7 protein-coding genes and 1 pseudogene are annotated in these 25,937 nt (G+C 49.3%); 4 read left to right on the plus strand and 4 right to left on the minus strand.

Translation table 11 applies throughout. The annotated features are described in order from the left end of the window. Positions 1–62 precede the first annotated feature (62 nt). Positions 63–10,937: a hypothetical protein gene (locus RGU72_RS21120; protein ID WP_322121798.1), complete on the minus strand. Its 10,875-nt coding sequence runs from the start codon at positions 10,935–10,937 to the stop codon at positions 63–65. Positions 10,938–10,955: 18 nt separating this feature from the next. After that, the gene (locus RGU72_RS21125) at positions 10,956–11,582 is read right to left on the minus strand and encodes a hypothetical protein (protein ID WP_322121799.1); all 627 of its coding nucleotides are present in this window, start codon (positions 11,580–11,582) and stop codon (positions 10,956–10,958) included. A 385-nt stretch (positions 11,583–11,967) separates the two neighbouring features. Here RGU72_RS21125 and RGU72_RS21130 point away from each other — a divergent pair, with 385 nt between their 5' ends. Further along, the gene (locus RGU72_RS21130; protein ID WP_322121800.1) at positions 11,968–13,086 is read left to right on the plus strand and encodes a glycosyltransferase; all 1,119 of its coding nucleotides are present in this window, start codon (positions 11,968–11,970) and stop codon (positions 13,084–13,086) included. 512 nt (positions 13,087–13,598) lie between these two features. On the opposite strand, the gene RGU72_RS21135 is transcribed toward RGU72_RS21130, so the two are convergent. Further along, a complete protein-coding gene (locus RGU72_RS21135) occupies positions 13,599–14,252 on the minus strand; it encodes a DUF4919 domain-containing protein (RefSeq protein ID WP_322121801.1) in 654 nt (217 codons plus the stop codon). 453 nt (positions 14,253–14,705) lie between these two features. Between RGU72_RS21135 and RGU72_RS21140 the strand changes: the two genes are divergently transcribed. The 3 genes from RGU72_RS21140 (at position 14,706) to tnpA (ending at position 25,751) form a co-directional block, all read left to right on the plus strand. Further along, positions 14,706–15,674, plus strand: coding sequence for an IS5 family transposase (locus RGU72_RS21140; protein WP_322121753.1), 969 nt, complete (start codon positions 14,706–14,708; stop codon positions 15,672–15,674). Positions 15,675–15,712: 38 nt separating this feature from the next. After that, a complete protein-coding gene (locus RGU72_RS21145) occupies positions 15,713–25,219 on the plus strand; it encodes a non-ribosomal peptide synthetase (protein WP_322121802.1) in 9,507 nt (3,168 codons plus the stop codon). Between the two features lie 184 nt (positions 25,220–25,403). Next, the gene (gene tnpA, locus RGU72_RS21150; protein ID WP_322121803.1) at positions 25,404–25,751 is read left to right on the plus strand and encodes an IS66 family insertion sequence element accessory protein TnpA; all 348 of its coding nucleotides are present in this window, start codon (positions 25,404–25,406) and stop codon (positions 25,749–25,751) included. Here tnpA and RGU72_RS21155 read toward each other — a convergent pair. Next, positions 25,748–25,909 (minus strand): annotated as a pseudogene (locus RGU72_RS21155) (transposase domain-containing protein); the annotation flags it as partial. The gene tnpA and the pseudogene RGU72_RS21155 sit on opposite strands and share 4 nt — an antisense overlap. Positions 25,910–25,937: the final 28 nt, after the last annotated feature.

The raw sequence follows: 25,937 nt of genomic DNA on the forward strand, positions 1-25,937 counted from the left end.
ATAAATCCAACGGGACAGCCAAAGCGAATGACGCCTTGCTGTCCCGTTGGAGTAATACTTTACTAGTGTGCTGCGGCTAACAGTGGTTTTGATTGAACTAAACTATTGGCTGCTAAAAGTTGAGTTTCGGTTGCTGACGATGGCGCGAAACTACTCATAGCGCTGATCAACTGGTTCATACTCGTTCCCACCAAAATTTGAGTTGGACTTCCTTTACTTGAACCACCTGTCGATACGGATGTGTCAAACAAAGCACTTTGATCCATTTGCTGCGCTGGATCGGCAATTAGTTTGACAAACATCTGATTCAAGACATTAGACGAAATTTGTGATGAACTGGTTACTCTACCTGCCAGCATAGAAATTGCCTCTGATACCGCTGGCTGATCACCGCTCTGCAAAGGGTCCGCGTTCATTTTTACAAACGTTGGATTTAGTGCATTGTCTGTGATTTGTGCAGAACTCGCTGTCGGTACTGGCGCTGTGGTTACCGTGACTGCAGTATCAGACGCTAAGCTTTGCTCACTATTTTGCATTGGATCCGCATTCATTTTTACGAACGTTGGATTCAGTGCATTGTCTGTGATTTGTGCAGAACTTGTTGTCGTTACTGGTGCTGTTGTTACTGTGACTGCAGCACCAGACGCTAAGCTTTGCTCACTATTTTGCATTGGATCAGCCGTCATTTTTACAAACGTTAGATTCAGTGCATTGTCTGTGATTTGTGCAGAACTTGTTGTTCCTGATACGGTGGAAGTCACCTCTGCGTTTATTGCCTCATCCACACTTGGAACGGTAACTGATGCAACTCTCACCAGTGATTTATTCAATACATTGGATGAGATCTGTGCTGAGCTGGTTGGTGTCGTCCTAACGATCGGATTGAGTGTAGTAGCAAAATTGGGTTGGTCGTCGCTTAGAGCATCTCCAAGGAACTGGTTAGAAGAACTACTGAAAGAACTAACGGTAGCTGATGTCGGTGTTGGTGGAACGATTTGAATCACCGAGACCGTCGTGGTGGCATTAGATGTCGTGCTCGTTTGTATTAGTGCCGCGATATCAGTGCTGGAATAGCTACGGCCGTCACTGGTCGTGAGCGTCGCAAACTTAGCGCCTCCAAACCAGTTATTTACTGTCAGTTTTTCAGTCGAACCGGTACCCGTCAACACGAGATTATTTCCTACCCGCTGTGCCTTTAGTTGGTAAGAGGTGACGCCAACTAAGTTGATCGTGACTTGGGCGCTATTATTGCTGAGTGTGTACTGACCCGCATTCAGATTAATGATATCGCTACCACCGCTAGTGCTAATCGTATCTATGCCATTGCCCAGTGTCACTTGATGTTTGCCTGCACCTAGTGTGATCTGGTTAGATCCACTACCTACTGTCAGCATATCGCTACCACTGCCGACATTCACTTGATTGTTACCATTCCCTAATTGGATAGTATCGCTCACTGTGCTGGTATCGGAGGTAACTAGGATATTGTTGCCGTTACCGAGCGTGATATTGTTTTTGCCTGAGCCGAGGTTGATATTATTATTACCATTACCGCCATTGATGATATTGGTACCATTGCCTGCAGTGATCGCGTTATTTCCTTGCCCTACCGTGACGATGTTATTTCCGCTACCCAGGCGAATGGTTTCGACCACACCAGCAATTTCCGCTGTTGTGACGCTATCGTTTCCGTTGCCAAGAGCAATACTGTTTTTACCTGAGCCAAGACGTATGGTTTCGTTGCCGTTGCTGCTGGAACCATTGATCGTGTTGCTACCGTTACCGGCTGTGACCGCGTTATTGCCTTGTCCCAGATTTACAGTGTTGCTACCACTACCCAAGTTAAAGGCGTTGCTACTACCAACAATATCACTCGACGTCAGGCCGTTCGTACCACTGCCTAAAGTTACGGTATTAGAGCCGCTACCCAGTTGTACGCTGTTATTGCCGTTACCGCCATTGACTATATTGTTGCCATTACCCGTGTGTAGTTGCAAATTACCGCTGCCAAAGCCGACCGTGTTGTTCCCTTTACCGAGATAAATCACGTCATTGCCATTACCTAAACTAAGCTTATTATTACCATTACCGATATTCATTGTATCCACAATTGAAGCAGCGTCCGTGCTGTTAATTTGGTTATTACCGTCAGCGACTGTCAGGTTATTTTTACCTGAGCCTAAGGTGATCGTATCGGCGCTGGTGCCTGAACTGGCAGTGATGGTATTGGTACCATTACCAGCAATGACCACATCGGATCCTGTCCCTAGTGTCAGATTATTGTTGCCGTTACCCACTTTGACTTGATCGTTTCCATTGCCGACCTGGATGACGTTAGAAACACCGGAACCGTCCGCAGTAGTCACCACATCATTGCCATTACCTAGGCGAACATTATTACTACCTGTGCCCAGTGTGATGACGTCGTTTCCGTTACCGCCTGCGACGGTGTCATTGCCATTTCCTGCAGTGAACTGGTAACTACCATTGTCAAAGTTGACTTGATAATTACCATTGCCGTTACCATTGCCGAAAGCGAAGTTGGTACTGCCTAATGTCGTCCCAGAATTCCCGCCAACCAGACGCACACTACCTTGTCCGTTCGGTTCGGTGATCAGCAAATCTTGTCCACTCACCGCAAAATTTAAATTGCCGCTGAGAATGGATGGAGACAAATAAACCGTATCGATACCGCCTTGATTGGTCAGGGACTGGCTACCGGAACCAAGGTAAATTGCGTTAGTACCACTACCTGTGACAATCGAGTTATTACCATTGCCAACAGTCACGGTGTTAGTACCGTTACCGACAGCAATTTGACTATTACCGTTACCTAATTTGACGCTGTTATTACCCGAACCTAGTGCGATCGTATCGCTACCGTTGCCACCGACAATCGTATCGTTGCCATTTCCGGTGGTCAGACGATAGCTACCATTATCCAGGTTGGAGAGGTAGTTACCATTTCCTTCCACAAAGGTAGTAGTTCCAGATCCCGCCACATTGCCACCAACAAGCTTGATGCTTCCCTGCGCACTTGCTTGGGTGACTACCAGATCTTGGCCACTAACCGCAAAGTTCAAGGTGCCAGTTTGAATCGCTGGTGACAGGTAGACCGTATCGTTACCAGCATGATTAGTCAGGTTCACGTTACCCAAACCAGCATGGATTGCATTATTGCCGCTGCCATTGCTGATAGTGTCATTACCATTACCAACGGTCATCGAGCTATTACCGTTACCGGTCTGTAAGACATTATTACCAGAGCCTAGGGTGACGACATCATTTCCATTACCGGTCGTGACTTGGTTATTACCATCCCCTGCTTGTATCGTATTCACTGTATTGGCAGCGTCGGCAACAGTTACCATATTATTGCCATTACCCATTTGCAGGCTATTGGTACCCGTGCCTAATGTGATCGTATTTGCACCGTTACCAGCAATGATCGTGTCATTACCATTACCGAGTTTAATTTGGTTTGATCCGGCACCCACGACGATACTGTTGGTTCCATTAACAGCAAGGATCGTACTATTGCCGTTGCCAGTGTGAACGGTATTATTACCTTGTCCGAGCTTGATCGTATTGACACTATTGATCAGATCCGACGTAGTCACTGCGTCATTACCATCACCCAGTTGAACCTGGTTATTACCCGAACCCAAGGTTAAGATATTGACGCCATTTCCACCCAGAACCGTGTCGTTACCATTACCCAACTTGATTTGATTGGCTCCAGAGCCGACCGTGATGTTATTGGCTCCATCCCCTGCACTGACGATGCTGCTGCCGCTGCCTGTGATAACGCTGTTATTGCCTTGACCCAAATTAATCAGATCATTCCCATTGGCGGTTGTCACGTGGTTGCTTCCGTCACCTAAGGTGATCTTATCCACGCTACCGGCGACATCGCTTGTCGTTACGGTGTTGTTGCCATTGCCCGCCTGCACATTGTCGTTGCCGGATCCCAGCGTGATGAGATTAGCGCCATTACCAGCGTTGATCGTATCGCTACCATTGCCGAATTTGATCTGATTATTTCCAGAGCCAACGGTAATGCTATTAGCACCATTCGTCCCGGACAGCATACTGTTACCGTTGCCAGTCTGGACAACATTACTACCTTTGCCCAATGAGACGATGTCATTACCATTTCCTGCAGAAAGGGTATTGTTACCATCGCCAAGCGTAATGGTATCGACCTTGCCGGTAAGATCAAGCGTTGTGACAATATTATTGCCATTGCCGGCCGTGACACTATCAGCACCTGAGCCCAGTGTAAGGGTGTTATTACCGTTGCCAGCTAACACACTGTCGTTGCCATTACCCAGTGTGACTTTATTGGCGTTATCGTTACTACTTACATCAATGAGGTTAGTACCGTCTCCTAGGCTGACATTGGCAGTACCGCTGACGTCACCGGTCAGCGTATTGTTGCCGTTCGTACCTGTAACTTGGCTTATGCCACTGCCGAGCAATAAGATATCTGAGCCATTGCCGAGCTGATACGTATCCGTGCCACTACCACCGATGAAGCTATCAATGCCACTACCGGCAATCATCGTGACATTGCCAACTCCGGCGACTATCGTGTCATTACCTGAATTGGCTTGAATCAGATTATTTAGCCCGTTGCCTGTCAGCTTGATATTGGCGTTACCAGTACCGATCAAGTTTTGGACATTCTGGGATGCGGTGTAACTGACACTGGTTTGAATTGTGTTTGTGTTTGTGTTTGTGTTTGTGTTTGTGTTCGTATTTGGCGTAACTGTTGCTTGCGCCTGTACGATATCGTTGACATTATTGACGATGAAAGTGTCATTGCCAAAGCCGCCGATCAGGGTTGCAATACCGCTACCTGCAACCAATGTGTCGTTGCCACTATTTGCAGAAACAGTGACACCGTCTTGGCTACCACCCGTTAGTGTTAATGCCGCATTCCCTGTTCCAACCAGGTTTTGTTCGTTGGCTGACAAGGTAAAATCAACTGAGGTTTGTATCGTATTACTGATACTACCTGCCTTGACATTGATCACGTCATTCTTATTGTTGATCACAAAGGTGTTACGTCCCAGACCACCCACCAGAGTAGCAATGCCAGTACCAGCGACCAAAGTATCATTTCCGTTATTGGCGGTAATGACATCGGTTTGATCGTTACCTGTTAGGGTGATGTCCGCTTTACCAATACCTGTCAGATTTTGTAATCCGCTGCCGAGTGTATAACTCGCACCTGCCTGAACCTCATTACTCAGGCTGCCCGCTTTGGTCTTGATCACATCGCCAGCATGGTAGACCACATACGTGTTGTGTCCAACGCCACCCATCATGGTGGCTAATCCTGCACCCGCAATTAAGGTGTCATTGCCGGATCCTGCAACTAAGGTGTCGTTACCAGCGTTACCCAGAATCACGTTGTTCAAATCATTACCGGTCAAAGTAAGGTTAGCGTTACCCAGACCTGTTAGATTTTGCATATTCGCGCCCAGCGTGTAGCTGACTGAGGTTTGAACATTATTGCTCTTACTATTCGCTTGGGTCGTAATGACATCGGCTACATTGTTGATGACAAAGGTATTGTTACCCGTTCCACCAATCAGTGTCGCGATACCGGTACCAGCCGCCAGAGTATTGTTACCTGATCCCACTTGCAAACGTGACACACCATCGCCTCCTTGCAATTGGTTGTTACCGTTACCAACAAAAACGGCGATTGCCCCTTTACCGCCGACGACCGTGTTATTGCCGTCGCCTAGTCGAACCACATCGTTTCCAAGACCTGCATACACCAGATTATCGCCATTGCCTGCGAAGATAATATCGGTTCCGCCACCAGCAATAATCGCATCGTTGCCATTGCCAGCAACGAGCAAATCGGTTCCCGATCCTAAGTTGATGACATCGTCGCCATTACCGACCTTAATTTCATCATTGCCATTACCAGCGTAGATAACGTCTTTACCGTTACCGACAGATATATAGTCATTGCCGTCGCCAGAGAAGACAACATCATTGCCGTCTCCACCGATGATCTGGACGTTACCGTTCGTACCTAGTAATAATCCATCGCCAGTAATCGTTTGTGCCGCTGCAAAGATTGGTTTATCGACGACCGTCGTCGTACCATCCGCATTCGGCATGAGTACCTGCGTTGACTCTGCCAGATTGGCTTCGACCGCTTGTATTGTGCTGCCGTCGGTCATGGTGGCACTAAAAGTTGGATCAATTAAAGTGCCGTTTTGAATCGATGATTGTCCGGTGGTGTTCAATGAAATGGAACTCAGTCCCGCCTGCGCCATACTTTTAACTTCACCTGGATCAACGACACCGTTTCCATTGGCATCCTGCCACACAAACAAATTACTCCAAGCCGCGTCGCTGGCATTGAGTACCCCTGTTTTATTGGTGTCGAAAGATTGTAAAGCTGCATAATCTGAGGCAGCGCCTGGTACATAGTTTTTGAAGTCGAGTTGCTTGCCGTCTATGAACTGACCTTTGCCGCTTGGATCATAAAACAGGAATGCATCGTTGTTACCGATCCATGCTGTTTTATGACGGTAACCATCGCCGCTGCCGTTAAAGAATACGTTGCTACCATCAACTGGGGTAGTCGTGATGCCTTGATGGTTGATATCCAACACGATAGGATCAAGCGATCCAAAGATATCTTGAACAGTGACTTGATAATAGCCGCTAACATTTTGTGCATCGGTGACTTTGACGTAAAAACTATCGTAACCCCCTTGCAAACTGACATTATGCGGATTGGCTTGGGTTTGATCATACTCCCAACTACCGTCTTGTCCCAACGATACGATACCGTACTTAGGCTTGCCCACTAACGTGTAGGTCAGCTTATTGTCATTGGCATCACTGACACTAAATTGCCCGGTGTAGGTACCTTGATTATCATTCGATAAAATTTCATTTGAGATCGTGATAGGTATTGCATCCCAGCTAAGATTGAGACTCATTTGTGCGGTCAATACTTGGCCAGTATCGTCTGTACCTTCGTAATTAAAACTCACCGGTCCGTAGTAGTACAAATCAGGTGTGTACGTAATGATCCCGTTATTCATGACGACCGTTCCGTGGGTATCCGCGGTGGCAACTACACCAAACAGTCTGGCAGACGGATCATTCGGATTCCTGTCCTTAATCTGCGCATTAAAATCCCAGGTCAAGACCGTATCGTTCGGATAAGGCCCTGCACCGCTAGTATTTTCTATTTTTAGTAAGTTTGACGAACCCGGTATCGTCGGAGTGGTCGGGGTAGTTGGCGTACCTGGATCGGTAGGGACACCTGGAACACCCGGCGGTTTAATCACCGGTGGTACATCTACAATGACATTAGCGTTGTTAACGACGATGGTCGATTGTCCGTTGGTATTGGTAATCTGAATACCTTGAGGCACGACAGAAATTTTTTCACCTTGCAGATCGGCAGTGAGATCTGGTGAAGCCATTTGATAGGCTTTACCGTTTCGTACAAAAGTGCCTTGTGCATAGTTCAGTGAGGTAATGCCTAAACTCGCGAGCGAATGTAATTCCGTCTTTTGTGCTACGCCGTCGCCATTGGTATCTTGCCAAACTTGAAGCTGTGAGAACACGGCATCGGAACTGTCCAATATGCCATCCTCATTACCGTCAACCGCTTTTAGTGATGGCAAACCACGTACTGCAGTACTGACATTAGCATTCGAGAAGAGATCGCTACCGTTGTCAATGACGCCGTTGTCGAGCTTGTCTAACACCAAGAATCCGTCGCTAGGACTAATCCATGCAGTTTTCTTGAGGAAGCCGGTATTGTCTACATTGAATGAAGCATTACTGTTAGCTTTGGCAATGGTCTGAATCCCATTACCGGTTAAATCAAGAACAACTGGTTTGAAGTCTTGGGTTGTTGCCCCTGGATCGATTGGTGCTGCTAATTGACCGGAGTGACCAGCAATTTGTATATCGGTGTAGCCCGCTTCAGGATCACCTGTGGCAAGTTGTTGAAGCACTGTTTGTGCTTCCCATTGCGGAGCGACTGCTTCACGCGACGCGGCATTATTGATAAATTGGGTACTGAGATTAGCGCTATTAAAACCTGGTGTGAAACGGTTACCAATAGGATCGCCATACGTATTAAATCGTGTAGACTGGTCTGCTCCAGTCAACGGATCGATCATCGTTAACGTATAAATCTGACCATCGAACGATATACCCGGGAGTCGGCTCGCAATTAAGCCTATCGGTGTTAACGGACTTAGGGAATTTTCTGCCGAGACTATACTATTTAACTGGTTCACTAGACCGTTCATCAAATTGGTAACTGCCTCAGCTCCACCGCTCGCACCAGTAACGCTTAGTCCTACCGTGCCGTTAGCATTGGTAATGTAGTGACCAGAACCCCATGGTGTCGGTGGCGCGTTAATCCCAAGCAGACCTTCAATTGTAGTGAAGATTGCATACGCAGGACCTACCCAACTTAGAGCAGGTATAAGCGAAATAGCATCGAGCACCGCTCCGACATCATTGCCGTCAGCGAGATCGGTGATCAGACTGATCACCGGCAAATCTTGTTGTAAGGTTGATGCAAAATCAAATGTGCCCAGATTCCCGGACAGCGCGCTCATCTGACTTCCTGACGTTACACTTAAGTACTCCGTATAAGCCTGTAATCCGTAGTTGAGCGATTGGGCACCTGATCTGATTACTGCTGCCGCATCACCGTTTTTTAGCGCATTTTCTAATGACAGTATGCTGAGAAAACCGTTGGCAACATTCGCCGCACCAGAGAGTTCTGAGAGATTGTTGTTGGTGAGCGCATTTGCTAAGGTCAAACCTGTCGCAGCGATCGGAAGCGGCTTGCCTGATTGTAAGGCTTTTAATAAATTGAGTGCATCGACAATGGATGGCAAGGAATTGACGATCGTTTGTCCTGCCGCAGACAGTTGCTGCACAACGCTGGAAACTTCGGTGCCATTTGGATCTGTCTCGGTAGTTGTGGTTATACCCTTGGAGATAATGGTGTTGAGTGTATTACCATTTGACTCGTGCTCTGCAATCACGACATCACCTGAGTCAGTCACGCTAACGGCTTGACCGGCTACAAATTTAACAGGGGCTGCGCCATCAATTGCGATGGTGCCACTACTATTTTCGCCATACGTAATTACAGTTGTTGAAGGTGATTGCCCATCTATGTGAGTTACTACTTGTAGAGTTTCGCCACTATCACCGGTGGAAATTTCACTTTTTCCAGAGACTGAAATCGGTGCAGCGGTTCCTAACTGTATTGAAGTATCCCCTGAAACCGTAATTGACGCGCTTTTCCCTAAAACGATTGATTGAGGAGTGCCGTTAATTGTTGCGCTTGCTCCGTCTGCGAAAGTTAGTTCTTCACCAGAACCATCGAGCACGGCGCCTTTTCCACTCACAATAGCGGTCAAAATCTCACCATCAAATGTCGTCTGGGTACCAGATACGTCACTTATTGCGGGGAGTTTCAACCACCCATTGCCTAAGTCATTAATACCAGTGGGAGAAGTAAGATCAAATGCAGAATGTAGATCACTTATTGAGTAAACCGCTTTTTGAAAGGTGCAGGCTCCTGCACCAGAACCACCATTGTTATCTTGTTTAAAAACGGTGACTGTGTTCGTATCATAATCAAATACAAAATTTGTTTCAGTACTGATCGCAAATTTCGATGAATCCGTGTAGGAAACCATGCTAACAGTATCGGGATTTCCATCTCCGTTGCTATCAACTAATGTATTAACTGTTTTACCATCAGTGCTTACTGAAGTACTGGTCGAGTATTTTAAAACCGTTCGCGTATTGTCAGTATAAACATTAACCAAATTATGATTTAGTGAGCTACTGTAAATAGCACCTAAATCCTCATTTAATCGAGGATCAGTACTTTGTACGGTCACAATATTGTCTACCGTCTTTGTGATACTTTTTATTTTAGATACATCGTTGCTGTTATACGCATAAGTAATTCCAGTGTCAGAATTTTTAACATTAAAGCTGTAACCATAAGCTGGATCTAAAAATCCGTTAGTTAAGTTAGTGTCCGCAATTCCAAGACTAGAATATGAAAAGTCCACCATTCCATTATTTGGCATGTTCTTTGTAATATTAGCCAATTGGGAAAGGTATGAATCAAGGTAATAAGCAATATAGTTATATTGAGTCGAATCTTCTTTTACACCAAATGCGTTTGGATTATTGTAATAAATTCCTACTTCCGCCCCTATGTTAGCAACGGTATGGTCAACACTATAACCACCTTGATCAAATGTCAATCCAGGAATAGGGCCTTTAGTGTTAATGAAATACTTTGCATAATAACTAGAATCCTTTAACAAGCCTCCAAGTTCAGGGAGAGAATCAATTCCTGGATTAAAATATTGAACCGCACTGACTAAAGCGTTCCAACCGTATATCTGAGCATTCGCTTCATCGTTACCATTAACTAACAAGACTTTTTGTAACAATGCTGTCATCGACTCCCCATCACCTCCTGAGGACAGCAAATTTTTTGCATCAGAAAAAAAATTTTTTTCTGCAATGCTAGCACCAACGTTTAAAGGCGATGTTGACCATGCATCGTAAGCATGACCACCCTCGTGGCCTAATTGAAAAACGAAATCTGCAATCCCCTCATTTCCCCTCGCCAACGTGGATTCGAGATTTTCTATGTTCAACTGAATGGTTTTATTACCAGGGTCAAATGATGCTCCAGTCCCTGGGCTTGCATTCAGATTAAAACCATTAAGTTGCTCTTTGTTAGCTAATTCGTTAAATTCCGCAGTAAGGGTGTCCGACGCATTAAAAGCGGATATGAGCAAACGATAAGCCTTTGAATTTACGCCTACGCCAGGAGAGTTTACAAAAGATGCAATTATTGCTTTTAATTTATCGTTAAGTGGAGTCATTTTGTACTTTATAAAAATTTATTTAGAAAATAGATCCATGCTATACAAGCAAGCATAATCTTTTCCCTCAGCAGAGATAAGCGTTAAAGTTTCATTCGTGGATTTCTTATATCTAGTTTCAAATATATTATTCCGCTCTGGATGTCCTTTTGAATGAAACTTCCAACCAGCTTTTTCAAGATCTGTCCTAATTTGATTGACATCAATACACAGACTATCTGGAGGAGCTTGTAAGTATCCAAAGGGTGAATACTTCCAAGAAAAATTAAAATATTTAGTTATCGACTTTTCTACATCCATTGATAGAGCAAAATACCAATCACGGCCATCAAGGGCCTCAATAACGGTTGGATTTAACTCAGTGCGAGAATTTATTGTCCCGATAGCCTGAACCATTTTTATTCCCCACATTTTTTCAACGTTTTCTCTAGATGCACTCTCAGGGAATTTCGCTGCAATTGTCAGCAAATTTGCCCATAGTTCTTGGGCAGTAAATGGGTATGGCGCATGAAATTTTGTATCCATTGACTCTTCTTTCGTTTGCGTTGATTTACCAGCGCTCAAATCTCCTTGCGACTTCGCCGCGATTGGCAGAGCACATAGGAGAATAGGTAGCATCATCTCAAAGACGTTTTTTAACTTCATGTACACGAATCTCCGCCGTTTTATCTCTATAAATTATTTATAAGTTAACATAAGCTTCTTTTAATGATGTAACTAAACCTTACTAAATTTACAAAATCCAGTGAATGTATCAAATCACTTTCTTTTCATATGTAAGTTTTTGTAAGGTTTCTTTATTTTGGCTTGGGCACTATTTTTATTGCAACTTAGTTCTTTATTGTTATGATTTTTATGATCTAAATAGGTTGGTAGACTGATAATAGAAGTTATTCTTTTTATGTAGGTTACCTCACTATACTTTTGCTACTAATTCAGCAAAACTTATCTGGGCAGTTCCGGTAATTTCTTTCTAAGTGCGTAAAGCATCATCCACAGTCAATTCATTGGTCTGGGTGAGATGACATAAGTGCGCGATAATTTTCGTGATGCAATGCCGGGTGCTTATTTGGCTGGTTATGAAATGCCAGCAGATGCGATGCTCACGCATCCTTGGCTTGATTCATTAGAGCTCGCTGTTCGTCGAGGGCAAGCGGTCTATCGTGGTTTGCTGGATTTAAAAAAACGGGGTTTCATCCCTGACGTGGTATTGGTCCATCCTGGGTGGGGCGAGGCTTTATTTGTGAAGGATGTGTTTCCTGCTTGTCGACTGGTGAGTTTTTGCGAGTTTTATTATCAGGCGGAAGGACAAGATATAGGATTTGATCCAGCCTTGCCTACGTCTGAGGACGATAAGCTTAAGCTCAGGCTACGCAATATGGTGCAACTGCAATCCTTGTCATGTATGGATGTAGGGATCAGTCCAACACAGTGGCAACGTCAAAGTTACCCTTCAATTGTTCAGGATCGTATTGAGGTTATTCATGATGGGATTGATACAGATACCGTCAAGCCAGATCCTGCTGCTCGGTTCCAATTACCTGATGGTCGTTGGCTAACTTCTAACGATGAGGTCATTACTTTCGTTAATCGCAATTTGGAACCTTGTCGTGGTTTTATGAGTTTTATGCGTTCTTTGCCAGATTTACTGCGTGCCAGACCTCATGCGGAAGTGCTTATTCTTGGGGGAGATAGTGTCTCTTACGGTCAAGGCCTACTCAATATGACATGGCGTCAAGCACTGTTGGAGGAAGTTGGATCGCAACTAGACTTAAAACGCGTTCATTTTTTAGGAAAAATACCCTACACAAATTTCCTTAAAATGCTGCAAATTTCATCTGCCCATATTTATCTGACGTATCCATTTATATTGTCATGGTCAATGCTAGAGGCGATGGCGGCTGGCTGTGTGGTGGTGGGCTCACGTACGGCACCAGTTGAAGAGGTCATCCTGGATCAAGAGAATGGTTACTTGGTGGACTTCTTTGATACGGATGCTTTGGTTCGTATAGTCGCATCCATCTGCAGCGCAAGAGAAAGTCAGGCTCAGATTAGACTCGCTGCGCGCCAAACAATCCTAGACAAATTTGATCTGAAGCGTCATTGCCTGCCAAAACAAATCGCTCTGCTTGAACAAGGCATCAACTGAAATTTAAAGCTGATTTTTGAATAACGACCTTGCATTGGACATTCGAATGGTTATTAAAAAATTCTGGCATTTGCTATCAATTTCCCTTGTTGATATCTTTGGTATTATTGCCTGCCCTTAGAGTATGGTTAGCGATATAGTTTACTCAACGGCTGAGCAGATCTTTAAGGGAAGGGTCGTTCTATAAAAATTAAAGCCCATCTTAGTCTTCGAATCATTGACATCGTCTGAACTCAAAAAACAGTTAGGAATACGACTTAAGCCTCAATCATCCAATAATGATGACAATAAACATAACAGTCCCCCTACGATAATTCGAAACGTAGACCACCTGAGAAGTTATAGAACAGAGCATAGCGGTAAGTACTGCCAACAATTTTCTGAATTTTTCTTCTGAAGTTCATATGCTTACTATTAGTGTCGGCATAGCGTTGAAAGCCGACTCTGAAACCTAGTTGCAATTGCCGCTATGTACCGTTTTTTACTATTCAAATACGGCATTAATGAAGCGGCTATTTATTTTCCGGAACACCATCTAAATCAACCTTAATATTCAACTTTTTTTGAAGACGCTTAAAATAGGCATCTGGATTGAAGTAGATAATTTGTTTGGCTCCAGTCTGATCAACAGACTCGATTCTGTCGCGGTACGGCGAGGTTTCAAGTGACTGACTGGCAATTCTTAAACGAAAATAACTAACTACCTGTTTTTCTTCTGCGATCGAGATCACTTCATATGCTGTCCTCGACGATTTGCCATCTCCAGTATCCAGTATCGATTTCATCAAGCCCGTCGCCCATCGAAAATGGGCTGCCATTTCAGCCGACTGCCCCTTTCTTTGCAGAGCTGTCGCCAAATAAAGATGAGCACCAATATCTACAGGACAAGTGCCGAGCCTAATGTGTGTGTATTTTAGAATATCATCATCATTCTTGGTATTCATTGCAACGACCATCTTTTGAGTCACTTGATGGTCGTCGCACAATTCTTCAAATCGGCTCATGGCGCCATATTCTGTGCGTAAATTCTTAAAATTTACGTCTGCATTCCAGTCTGCTATCGGTAGATTTTCTTTATTTGATTCAGACGAGTTGGACTGCCCCTTCGAAACAAGCGGAATAGACACAATTAATACTAGCAACAAACACGATTTAGACAATTTCATCTCCAATGCTTTAACTTTGATACATGTATAAGCCATAAACCGTAAATCAGCAATATATCAACCGGTAAGCTATGTGCCGCGAACTGTCTTTTCGTTCAATATACAAGACTAGGATAGCAAAACGGCTGGACTGACATTTCGATTATTCCTGTACCCTACCTAATTTCAACACATTCTAGGTAAATGAATTAGAGTAAAGTTTGTCGATCAACCCGCTGCGCGCAGTTAACTGCAAAGGAATAACAATCGTGATCGTCCAATAAAAAATGGTTGCAGAACACGCCGATAGGCTCACAATCCCATTCAAAAGGATCTCGACCTGATTTTTAAATGCAAAGTGAGCTAATGTCAATGTCAATGTCAATGTCAATTCAGTATATAAAGGCGTTGGTGCACTTCAAACTCGAAAAGCGGTGATGTTACGATGCGGCCTCAATTTTACTGATCGCCCCGATGCCCAACAAACACAACGACGATCGCCGTCATCATATACCTAAGATGTCGTTCAAGGTTCAGAATTGGCCGGAATATGAAGCAGGATTACGGCGGCGCGGTAGCCTGACGTTGTGGATTGAAGACGCAGCATTAGATCAGTGGCAAAGCGTAGGGCCAAATGGTCAGGCTCGCTATCGGGATAGCGCCATTGAGACGAGTCTGATGCTGCGCTCCGCCTTCAAAATGGCCCTGCGACAAACCGAAGGGTTAATGGCTTCCGTGCTGACACTGATGAACCTGACAATCACGGCACCGGATCACACCACGGTCAGCAGACGGGCGGTCGGACTGACGGTAACGAAGTCACCATCCGCACCAAAGGGGCCACTCCATGTGCTCATCGACAGCACAGGTTTGCAGGTCTTTGGGGCAGGACAATGGCTGGAAGAAAAACATGGCGCGAAGTCGCGCCGTAGCTGGCGCAAACTACATCTGGCCGTCGATGTCGATGCAGGCATGATTGTCGCGCAGATCCTCACCGATCAGCATACGGATGACCCATCTCAAGTGGGGCCACTACTGGATCAGGTCGACGAACAAATCGACAAAGTCACTGCCGATGGTGCCTATGATGGCGCGCCCACTTATCAAACGATCGCGCAATATGGTGACGATATTGCGGTGGTTATCCCACCCCGTAAAACCGCCGTTCCTGGTACTCAATCGCGTTCGCCAAGTCAGCGTAATCGCCATCTTGACATGATCAATACAGAGGGTCGGTTGGCTTGGCAAGAAGCCACTGGTTATGGACAGCGTGCTTTGGTCGAAACGACCATGGGACGCTATAAATCGATCATCGGTCCTCGACTGCGTGCGCGCAGATTCGAAGCGCAAAAAACCGAGGCCGCCGTCGGTGTTGCTGTGTTAAATCGCATGCTCGCTGCTGGACGCCCAAACTCCGTCCGTAGTCAGAAAGTTCCTGCATAAATGATCGGGGTTGGGGTACTTTTTACTTCAACTTTTAAGTGCACCAACGCCCACTGGATGCGTACACCCATCAGGATCTGCCGTTCGAAAAAATTGTCGAAGTAGCACAACCAGTACGTAGTATGAATCACAATGTTTTGTTTCAAACTATGCTATCCCTTGACAATACGCCAAGCTCGGGACGACTGATTCTGCCCGGCTTGCACCTATCGCCAGCGCCCGCCCCAATTCAAACAACACAGTTCGACTTGTCGCTGACATTAATGGATTCGCACGATGCATTGTCAGGCCTGCTCGAATATTCGACTGACTTGTTTGATCACGGCACGATTGAGCGCCTGATCGGCCATTTACAAACTGTTCTCTCAGGCATGATCACCGACGACGAGCAATATGTCTCCCAGATTCCGTTACTAACACCGTCACAACGACAACATATCCGCACGAAGTTCAACAACACCGCGGTCGACTTCCCACGTGACCTGTTGATTCATCAACTGTTCGAGCAACAAGCAGCGGCACATCCAGAGGCTACTGCACTGGTTTTTGAGCAGCAACAACTGAGCTATGGCGAGCTCAATCAGCGCGCCAATCAGCTGGCCCACTATCTGATCGCTCAGGGCATCGGTCCTGATCAACGGGTAGCCATCTGCATCGAACGCGGCATCGAGATGATCGTCGGTCTGCTTGGCATTCTCAAAGCCGGTGCCGCTTATGTCCCGCTTGATCCGGCCTATCCCAAAGACCGTCTTGACTACATGCTGCAGGATTGCAATCCTGCCATGCTGCTGACTCAACGTGCTCTGCTGCCGTTCTTACCTGTCACCTCGGTGCCATTATTGGCAATCGACGATGCCAGCGCAGTGCTGGCGAACCAGCCGGGTACCAATCCCGATCCATCTGCCCTCGGCCTGTGTTCTGCTCACCTCGCATACGTGATCTACACTTCCGGCTCCACTGGCATGCCTAAGGGTGTTATGAACCAACACAATGGTGTTGTCAATCGCCTATTATGGGCACAAGATCAATTCACCCTCGGTGCTGCCGATCGTGTGCTACAAAAGACTTCGTTCGCCTTTGACGTCTCGGTATGGGAATTCTTCCTGCCGCTGCTGGCCGGCGCACGACTCATATTGGCACGCCCAAATAGCCACCAAGATCCCCATTACTTGATTGAGCTGATCGAACGTAGCGGCATCACGATCCTGCATTTCGTGCCGTCCATGCTGCAAATCTTCGTCGACCAGCTGCCGATAGACCGCTGCACCAGCATCCGTCACCTGCTATGCAGCGGCGAAGCCTTGTCCTATGGACTCGTGCAACGCGCTTGCAGCCTGCTGCCGCATGCACAACTACACAACCTGTACGGACCTACCGAAGCAGCCGTCGACGTCACGCATTGGAACTGCAGCACAATGCCCGCAGGCCCAGTGCCGATCGGCCGGCCTATCGCCAATACCCAGATATATCTACTCGATGCGCGTGGACAGCCGGTACCGATTGGAGTAGCAGGCGAACTTCATATCGGCGGCGTGCAAGTTGCACGTGGCTATTTAAACCGCCCCGAGTTGACAGCAGAACGCTTTGTCACCGATCCCTTCAGTACCGATCCGCAGGCCCGCATGTACAAGACCGGCGACCTCGGTCGCTGGCTGGCCGACGGTAATATCGAATACCTCGGCCGTAACGACTTCCAGGTCAAGTTACGTGGATTCCGCATCGAACTCGGTGAAATCGAAGCCAAGCTCGCCGCCTGTCACGGAGTGCGTGAGGTCGCCGTGATCGCCCGCGAAGACGATACGAGCGAGAAACGTCTGGTCGCTTATCTCGTCGCCACCGACGGTGCCACGCCGCAGGCCGCTGAATTGCGCGCCGCACTCTCGGGCGTGCTGCCCGAGTACATGATTCCGTCCGCTTTCGTTGTACTGAACGCAATGCCGCTAACACCGAACGGCAAACTCGACCGCAAAGCCTTACCGGCTCCCGGCCAATCTGCCATCGCCACGCGTGTCTATCAGGCACCGCAAAGCGCCACCGAGTCCGCCATCGCCTCTATCTGGCAGGAATTGTTAGGCCTTGAACGCGTTGGCCGCAACGACCATTTCTTTGAACTCGGCGGCCACTCCCTGCTGGTCATCAGCATGATCGAGCGCCTGCGCCTACGCGACATTGCGCTCGATGTACGCACGATCTTCACGGCGCCGACGCTCGCTGCGCTGGCCGCGGCAGCTCATCACGGAGAGCAGCACGATGCTATCGCGGCGCCAGCCAACCTGATCACCGCCAACTGCACCCGCATCACGCCCGCCATGCTGTCGCTAGTGACGCTCGAACAGGAGCAGATTGACCGGATCGCCAACAACGTCGCTGGCGGTGCCGCCAATATCCAGGATATCTATCCACTTGCGCCGCTACAGGAAGGAATTCTGTTCCACCATCTGCTCGAGGCCGAGGGTGATGCCTACCTGCTGCGCACTGTTATGACGTTCGATCAGCGCACGCTGGCCACCGCTTTTTTGGACGCACTGCAAACGGTCATTGACCGCCATGATATCTTGCGTAGTGCTATCCATTGGGACGGGCTGGCACAAGCAGTCCAGGTCGTATGGCGAACCGCACTGCTGCAAATCGAAGAACTAACACCCCAAGTCGGCACTGACGTGCTCGAACAGCTTCTCGCGTATGCCGATCCGCGCCGCTTACGCTTAGATCTGCGGCGCGCTCCACTACTGACCGTCTACCTAGCACAAGATCCACTGACGCTGCAGTGTCATCTAGTCCTATTAAACCATCACATGGTCGCTGACCACGTTACGCGTGAACTGATTATCGATGAAATTGGTCTGCTGCTGCAAAACCGCGCAGACGCCCTACCAACTCCCCTGCCCTACCGCGATTTCATCGCGCAAGCACGCTCCGTGCCGCAAGATGAGCATGAGGCGTATTTCCGCGCCCAACTCGCTGACATCGATGAGCCGACCGCACCGTTTAGTATCATCAACGTCCAAGGCAGCGGTAGTCAGATCCGTGAAGCATTGCTGCCACTCAATACTGAACTGGCTCAGCGCATCCGCAACGCCGCACGCCGCTTCGGCGTGACCCCGGCTGTCCTGTTCCACGTCGCATGGGCGCAAGTGTTGGCGGCGTGCAGTGATCGTGACGACGTGGTATTCGGCACCCTGCTCTCTGGCCGACTCCAAGGGAGCACCGGGGCCGACCGAGTGCTTGGAATGTTCATCAACACGCTACCGATCCGCATTTCGCTTACCGCATGCAGTGCTGAACAAGCGCTGACCGATACCTACAAAGGACTCAGCGCACTGCTGCTCCATGAACAGGCACCGCTGGCGCTGGCACAGCGCTGTAGTGGCGTCAAGGCGCCACTACCTCTATTTACCACGCTGCTCAATTACCGCCACAGCGCCAGTACCGACATGTCAGTACTGGAAACACATGACGCGATGGCGGGCATGCACATCGTCGGTGGCGAAGAGCGTACCAATTACCCGATCACCGTCGCAGTAGATGATTATGGCAATGCCTTCGATATTACCGCGCAGTGCGTTGCGGGAGTCGAGCCTCAGCGCATTGCTGCATATCTGGTAACCGCTATCGACGCCTTGGTAATCGCATTGGAGAGCGATGCCGAACAGCCGCTACGCAGTCTGCCAATCCTGCCAGATCACGAGCGTCACGAATTGCTCGACAGTTTCAACAACACCGCGGTCGACTTCCCGCGTGACCTGTTGATTCATCAACTGTTCGAGCAACAAGCAGCGGCACATCCAGAGGCTACTGCACTGGTTTTTGAGCAGCAACAACTGAGCTATGGCGAGCTCAATCAGCGCGCCAATCAGCTGGCCCACTATCTGATCGCTCAGGGCATCGGCCCTGATCAACGGGTAGCCATCTGCATCGAACGCGGCATCGAGATGATCGTCGGTCTGCTTGGCATTCTCAAAGCCGGTGCCGCTTATGTCCCGCTTGATCCGGCCTATCCCAAAGACCGTCTTGACTACATGCTGCAGGATTGCAATCCTGCCATGCTGCTGACTCAACGTGCTCTGCTGCCGTTCTTACCTGTCACCTCGGTGCCATTATTGGCAATCGACGATGCCAGCGCAGTGCTGGCGAACCAGCCGGGTACCAATCCCGATCCATCTGCCCTCGGCCTGTGTTCTGCTCACCTCGCATACGTGATCTACACTTCCGGCTCCACTGGCATGCCTAAGGGTGTTATGGTTGAGCACGCCAGTGTCGTACATTTACTCGACGCCGTCTCGGCAGTAGCGCTGCTCAAGCCAACAGATACCTTCTTAGCCATCACAACACTGTCATTTGACATTGCTGCGTTGGAAATCCAGCTTCCGCTCGCCAACGGCGCGCAATTGATGCTGGCTAGCCGCGCTGTCACGGCAGACGGCCAGCGCCTAGCAGAAGTGTTGCAGCAGGCCGATGTCACGCTCATGCAGGCGACGCCTGCGACTTGGCGCATGCTCCTCGCGTCTGGCTGGCAAGGGAAGCCGAACTTCAAGGCTCTGTGTGGCGGCGAAGCACTGACCGGAGCACTGGCGGCTCGTCTGCTGTCTTATGCCGATGAGGTATGGAACCTGTATGGCCCAACAGAAACAACAATTTGGTCGACTTTGCACAAAGTGTTTCCTGCCATTAATGCCGTGCCAGCAGTCGAAACTATTGGCAGGCCTATCGCCAATACAGGGATCTACATTCTAGATAAACATGGTGCGCTCTTGCCGATCGGCGTAGCAGGTGAAATCCATATCGGCGGTGCCGGTGTTGCACGTGGCTATTTAAACCGCCCCGAGTTGACAGCAGAACGCTTTGTCACCGATCCCTTCAGTACCGATCCGCAGGCCCGCATGTACAAGACCGGCGACCTCGGTCGCTGGCTGGCCGACGGTAATATCGAATACCTCGGCCGTAACGACTTCCAGGTCAAGTTACGTGGATTCCGCATCGAACTCGGTGAAATCGAAGCCAAGCTCGCCGCCTGTCACGGAGTGCGTGAGGTCGCCGTGATCGCCCGCGAAGACGATACGAGCGAGAAACGTCTGGTCGCTTATCTCGTCGCCACCGACGGTGCCACGCCGCAGGCCGCTGAATTGCGCGCCGCACTCTCGGGCGTGCTGCCCGAGTACATGATTCCGTCCGCTTTCGTTGTACTGAACGCAATGCCGCTAACACCGAACGGCAAACTCGACCGCAAAGCCTTACCGGCTCCCGGCCAATCTGCCATCGCCACGCGTGTCTATCAGGCACCGCAAAGCGCCACCGAGTCCGCCATCGCCTCTATCTGGCAGGAATTGTTAGGCCTTGAACGCGTTGGCCGCAACGACCATTTCTTTGAACTCGGCGGCCACTCCCTGCTCGCCGTCCAAGTAATCTCGCGCCTGCGCCAGATGCTCGGCACCGATATCGCTTTACGCGAACTCTTCGCACAGCCGACACTGGCAAGTCTGGCCGCAGTCGTTGACGGCGCTGCCGCTGATGTCTTATCGCCGATCACTCTCGCCGAACGTGGTCAACCGTTGCCGTTGTCGTTGGCCCAGCAACGACTGTGGTTCCTCGACCAACTCGACCATGCCGCTGGTAGCGCCTATCACCTACCAGCGGCGTTGCGCCTGCACGGCAAGCTTGATCGCAAGGCACTACGTGCCGCCTTGGATCGCATCGTTGCTCGCCACGAAAGCCTGCGCACGACCTTCGTCAGTGTGGATGGTTCACCCACCCAGTCCATCACGTCATCCAGCGTCGGCTTCGCACTCGCCGAACGCGACTTGCGCGCACTGCATGGTCATGAACAACAGGCCGCCGTCGCCCGTCTGTGCGACGATGAAGCCTACCAGCCCTTCAACTTGTCCGCTGGCCCGCTGATCCGCGGACAGCTGTTGTCTCTGGCCGAAGACGAACATATCTTGCTCGTCACTCAGCATCATATTATTTCCGATGGCTGGTCGATCAACGTAATCATCAGTGAAGTTAGCGCACTGTACAACGCCTTCAGCCAAGGCCTTGACGATCCGCTGCCAGCGCTGGCGATCCAATATCCCGACTATGCCGTATGGCAGCGCCAGTGGCTACAGGGCGAGGTTCTTCAGACCCAAACTGACTTCTGGTGCGCGCACTTGGCCGGCGCACCGACTCTGCTCGAATTACCAACCGACCGTCCTCGCCCACCGCAGCAGAGCTACGCTGGCAGCAGCGTCGCCCTCCGTCTGACATCCGAACTTAGCGCTGGCTTGCGCGCACTGGCTCAACGCCACGACATCACGGTATTCATGGCATTGCTGGCCGCCTGGTCTACCCTGCTTGCTCGCCTTAGCGGCCAGGATGACATCGTCGTCGGCACTCCGGTGGCGAATCGCCAGCGCAGCGAAGTCGAGGCCTTGATTGGGTTCTTCGTCAATACGCTCGCCTTGCGCGTGCGTTTCGATGAGGATCTGAGCGTGGTGCAACTGCTCGAACAAGTGAAGAGCACTTCGCTCGATGCCTACGCCCACCAAGAACTTCCGTTTGAACAGGTTGTCGAGGCAGTCAATCCGCCACGTAGTCTGGCTCATAGCCCTTTGTTCCAATCCATGCTGACATGGAACAATATACCCGCTGGTGCGGCACTCCCACTGTCTGGTCTGATCATCGAAGCCATGCCAGGCAAACGAAATACCGTTCACTTCGACCTGTCGCTAACCCTTGGCGACGATGGCGATATCATTGACGGAACACTTGACTACGCCAGTGCTCTGTTCGACCAGGATACGGCGCAGCGCATAGCCAGCCATTTCCAGACCTTGCTGGCAGCGATGGTGACCGATCCCCAGCAGCGCATCAGCACCCTGCCACTGCTAAACGCATATCAGCGTCACGAATTGCTCGACAGTTTCAACAACACCGCGGTCGACTTCCCACGTGACCTGTTGATTCATCAACTGTTCGAGCAACAAGCAGCGGCACATCCAGAGGCTACTGCACTGGTTTTTGAGCAGCAACAACTGAGCTATGGCGAGCTCAATCAGCGCGCCAATCAGCTGGCCCACTATCTGATCGCTCAGGGCATCGGCCCTGATCAACGGGTAGCCATCTGCATCGAACGCGGCATCGAGATGATCGTCGGTCTGCTTGGCATTCTCAAAGCCGGTGCCGCTTATGTCCCGCTTGATCCGGCCTATCCCAAAGACCGTCTTGACTACATGCTGCAGGATTGCAATCCTGCCATGCTGCTGACTCAACGTGCTCTGCTGCCGTTCTTACCTGTCACCTCGGTGCCATTATTGGCAATCGACGATGCCAGCGCAGTGCTGGCGAACCAGCCGGGTACCAATCCCGATCCATCTGCCCTCGGCCTGTGTTCTGCTCACCTCGCATACGTGATCTACACTTCCGGCTCCACTGGCATGCCTAAGGGTGTTATGGTTGAGCACTGTTCGCTAATCAATTTCTGGGATGTACTGAAAAACACCATTTATCGGCATTTTCCGAAATATTGTCGAGTTGGCCTCAATGCAGCCTATTCCTTTGACATGTCAATGAAAGGAATCTTGCAGCTACTGTCCGGTCACTGCGTTGTTATTATTCCAAATTTGATTCGCGCAAATGGTCCGGATTTCCTGCAATACCTCGAGCAACATCGCATTGATACCTTTGACTGTACGCCGTCGCAACTCGACATGTTGTTGAATGCTGGACTACTCGCCATACCCAACTACCAACCAAAGGCTGTGCTTATTGGTGGCGAAATCGTAAACCGTGCCAGTTGGCACCAGTTGGCGCACGCGCAATCTACGCTGTTCTTCAATATGTACGGGCCAACTGAATGTACGGTCGATGCAACAATCGGATTGATTGAACCATCTGCACTAAACACTCATATCGGGCGCCCGATTGCCAATGCACGCATACATATTCTTGACCGTCAAAGCCAACTGGTGCCGGTTGGGGTTTCCGGTGAAATCTACATTGGCGGCATTGGTGTTGCAAGGGGTTACTTAAACCGCCCCGAACTGACGGCGGAGCGCTTTGTCACCGATCCCTTCGGCACCGAGCCGCAGGCCCGCCTGTACAAAACCGGTGATGTTGGTCGCTGGCTCCCTAACGGTAATATCGAATATCTCGGCCGCAACGACTTCCAGGTCAAGTTGCGCGGATTCCGCATCGAACTTGGAGAGATCGAAGCCAAGCTCGCCGCTTGTAATGGAATAAAAGAGGCCGTCGTGGTCGCTAGGGAAAACAACGGCGGCGACAAGCGCTTAGTCGCGTACTTGACGACATCAGGCTCCCTTGTTCCGACCCCGGCCGCACTGCGAACTGCCTTGTCCAAGGAATTGCCCGACTACATGGTGCCCTCTGCCTTTGTCATCTTAGACACGCTACCACTTACTCCAAACAGCAAGCTCGATCGCAACGCTCTTTTATTGCTGGAGCAGATCTCAGTCGATACCGCAATCTATGAGGTGCCGATCGGCTCAACAGAAATCGCCATTGCTGCGATCTGGCAGGAACTGCTTGGACATGAAAAAATCGACCGCAAAGGCCATTTCTTTGAACTCGGTGGTCATTCTATTAAAGCTGTGCAATTGATCTCACGTATCCGTTCCGAGTTGAAAATGCAAGCCAGTCTGGGAGATCTTTTGATCCATCCTGTGCTATACAAATTCAGTGCAGCGATCATTGCCAAGACACCGGTTGTGACGCACTCCAGCCTGCTGCAAATTCGCTCACAGGGAAATGGAATGCCTCTGTTCTTGCTCCATCCCGCTGGGGGCGAGGTCGCCTATGCGCGCGAATTGGCCAACTGGATCGACCATGACATACCAATCTATGGCTTGAGTGCGCAGGGCCTGCATCCAGACGAAAGCCCATTCGCAACAATACCTGATATGGCCAAGCACTACATCGGGGAGATGCGTCACGTACAGCCGCAAGGCCCATACTATATCGCGGGGTGGTCGTTCGGTGGTACGGTGGCCTCCGAAATTACACAACAGTTGACATCAAGTGGCGAGAGGATTGCCTTTTTGGGGCTCATTGATACTTGGCACCATGATCTCGTCAATGAAGGCGAACTGGCCAGTATGGACGAAGCAAGCACACTGATGCTCCATGCTGAAATTAACAACGCCGAAGTATTCAATCGAATTTCATCCGATTTAAAATCCCTCGCTATTGAAAATGATATCGAAAGGATGCTTGCTTTATGCAGAACAAACAAAATCGTGCCCAACGACATTGATAACACTTCATTAAGGCAACTGCTCGCTGTCCTTCACGCAAACCGCCGAGCACAGGCGACTTATGTCACACGTCCGCTATCTGTTCCGAGCTGGCTGTTTGCTGCCTGTGACGAGGTAGGTGCCGGTGCCACCAATGGATTGACAACGAGCGGAGTAGGTCGACTTACTGTTGTACCACTTAATGGCACACATAAAACGTTGGTGGAACATCCCAATGTTGAAGCACTTGGTAATGCGATGACCGCTGCAATAGTCGAAGCACAGAAGGACTGCCAAGCAAGCCTCCCGCTTCTATAGTAGCCAAGTTTTTGTACACACCAATAAGTTTTTTTGCTGCCATGCTCTGTATAAAGGCAGAGCATGGCAGATTGCCAATTACAGAATGCAACCACTCACAATTATAGTAAGCGTCCAACGCAACCATCTGGAAATTGATAATGTTATACGTGACACTCCATTCTTTCAATGATCTGGAGACCGCATGAATTTCAATCCTCTCAAAGTGGCGTTTTGGACTAAACATCAGCAGGACTGGGCTGAGAGCGGCTTATCACTGAGCGCGTATTGTCGACGTGAAGCCATAGGCTACTCAACGTTTTATACTTGGCGCAAACGCCTAGCTTCCGTTGTTGATCAGAGCGTCACACTTGCAACGCCCGCTGTAAAATCGCCAGTAGCTTCTCAAGTCAAGCATGCCGCCATCACGACAATCGCATCGGCACCGCCCCGGCCAGCCATGAAGCCTTGCAAGCTGGTGCCGGTGTCGATCAGGGCATCACTTCCCGAAATTGGTAAGCGTCCAACAGATCCGTCTAGCATTTATTCCTAAAGCGCATTAACAACGCGTAGCGGCAGCAGTTCATCAATTCGACTGTTTGGATGTGTCGGTAATTTTTTAAGTGTGTCTTTAAGCCATGCTAAAGGTTCAATGGCGTTGGCTTTCGCGGTGGCGAGCAGACTTTGAATGGCGGCAGCTGGTTCTGTCGCAATAAGCCGTCTCTGTTAGACTGCTGAT

The sequence above is a fragment of the Undibacterium sp. 5I1 genome, assembly GCF_034314085.1.
GTDB lineage: Bacteria > Pseudomonadota > Gammaproteobacteria > Burkholderiales > Burkholderiaceae_D > Undibacterium.

What these genes read in the sequence shown, in the direction of transcription:
- RGU72_RS21120 (WP_322121798.1), bottom strand. Translation starts at nt 10,937, where the DNA reads ATGACTCCACTTAACGATAAATTAAAAGCAATAATTGCATCTTTTGTA.
- RGU72_RS21125 (WP_322121799.1), bottom strand. Translation starts at nt 11,582, where the DNA reads ATGAAGTTAAAAAACGTCTTTGAGATGATGCTACCTATTCTCCTATGT.
- RGU72_RS21135 (WP_322121801.1), bottom strand. Translation starts at nt 14,252, where the DNA reads ATGAAATTGTCTAAATCGTGTTTGTTGCTAGTATTAATTGTGTCTATT.
- RGU72_RS21140 (WP_322121753.1), top strand. Translation starts at nt 14,706, where the DNA reads ATGCCCAACAAACACAACGACGATCGCCGTCATCATATACCTAAGATG.
- tnpA (WP_322121803.1), top strand. Translation starts at nt 25,404, where the DNA reads ATGAATTTCAATCCTCTCAAAGTGGCGTTTTGGACTAAACATCAGCAG.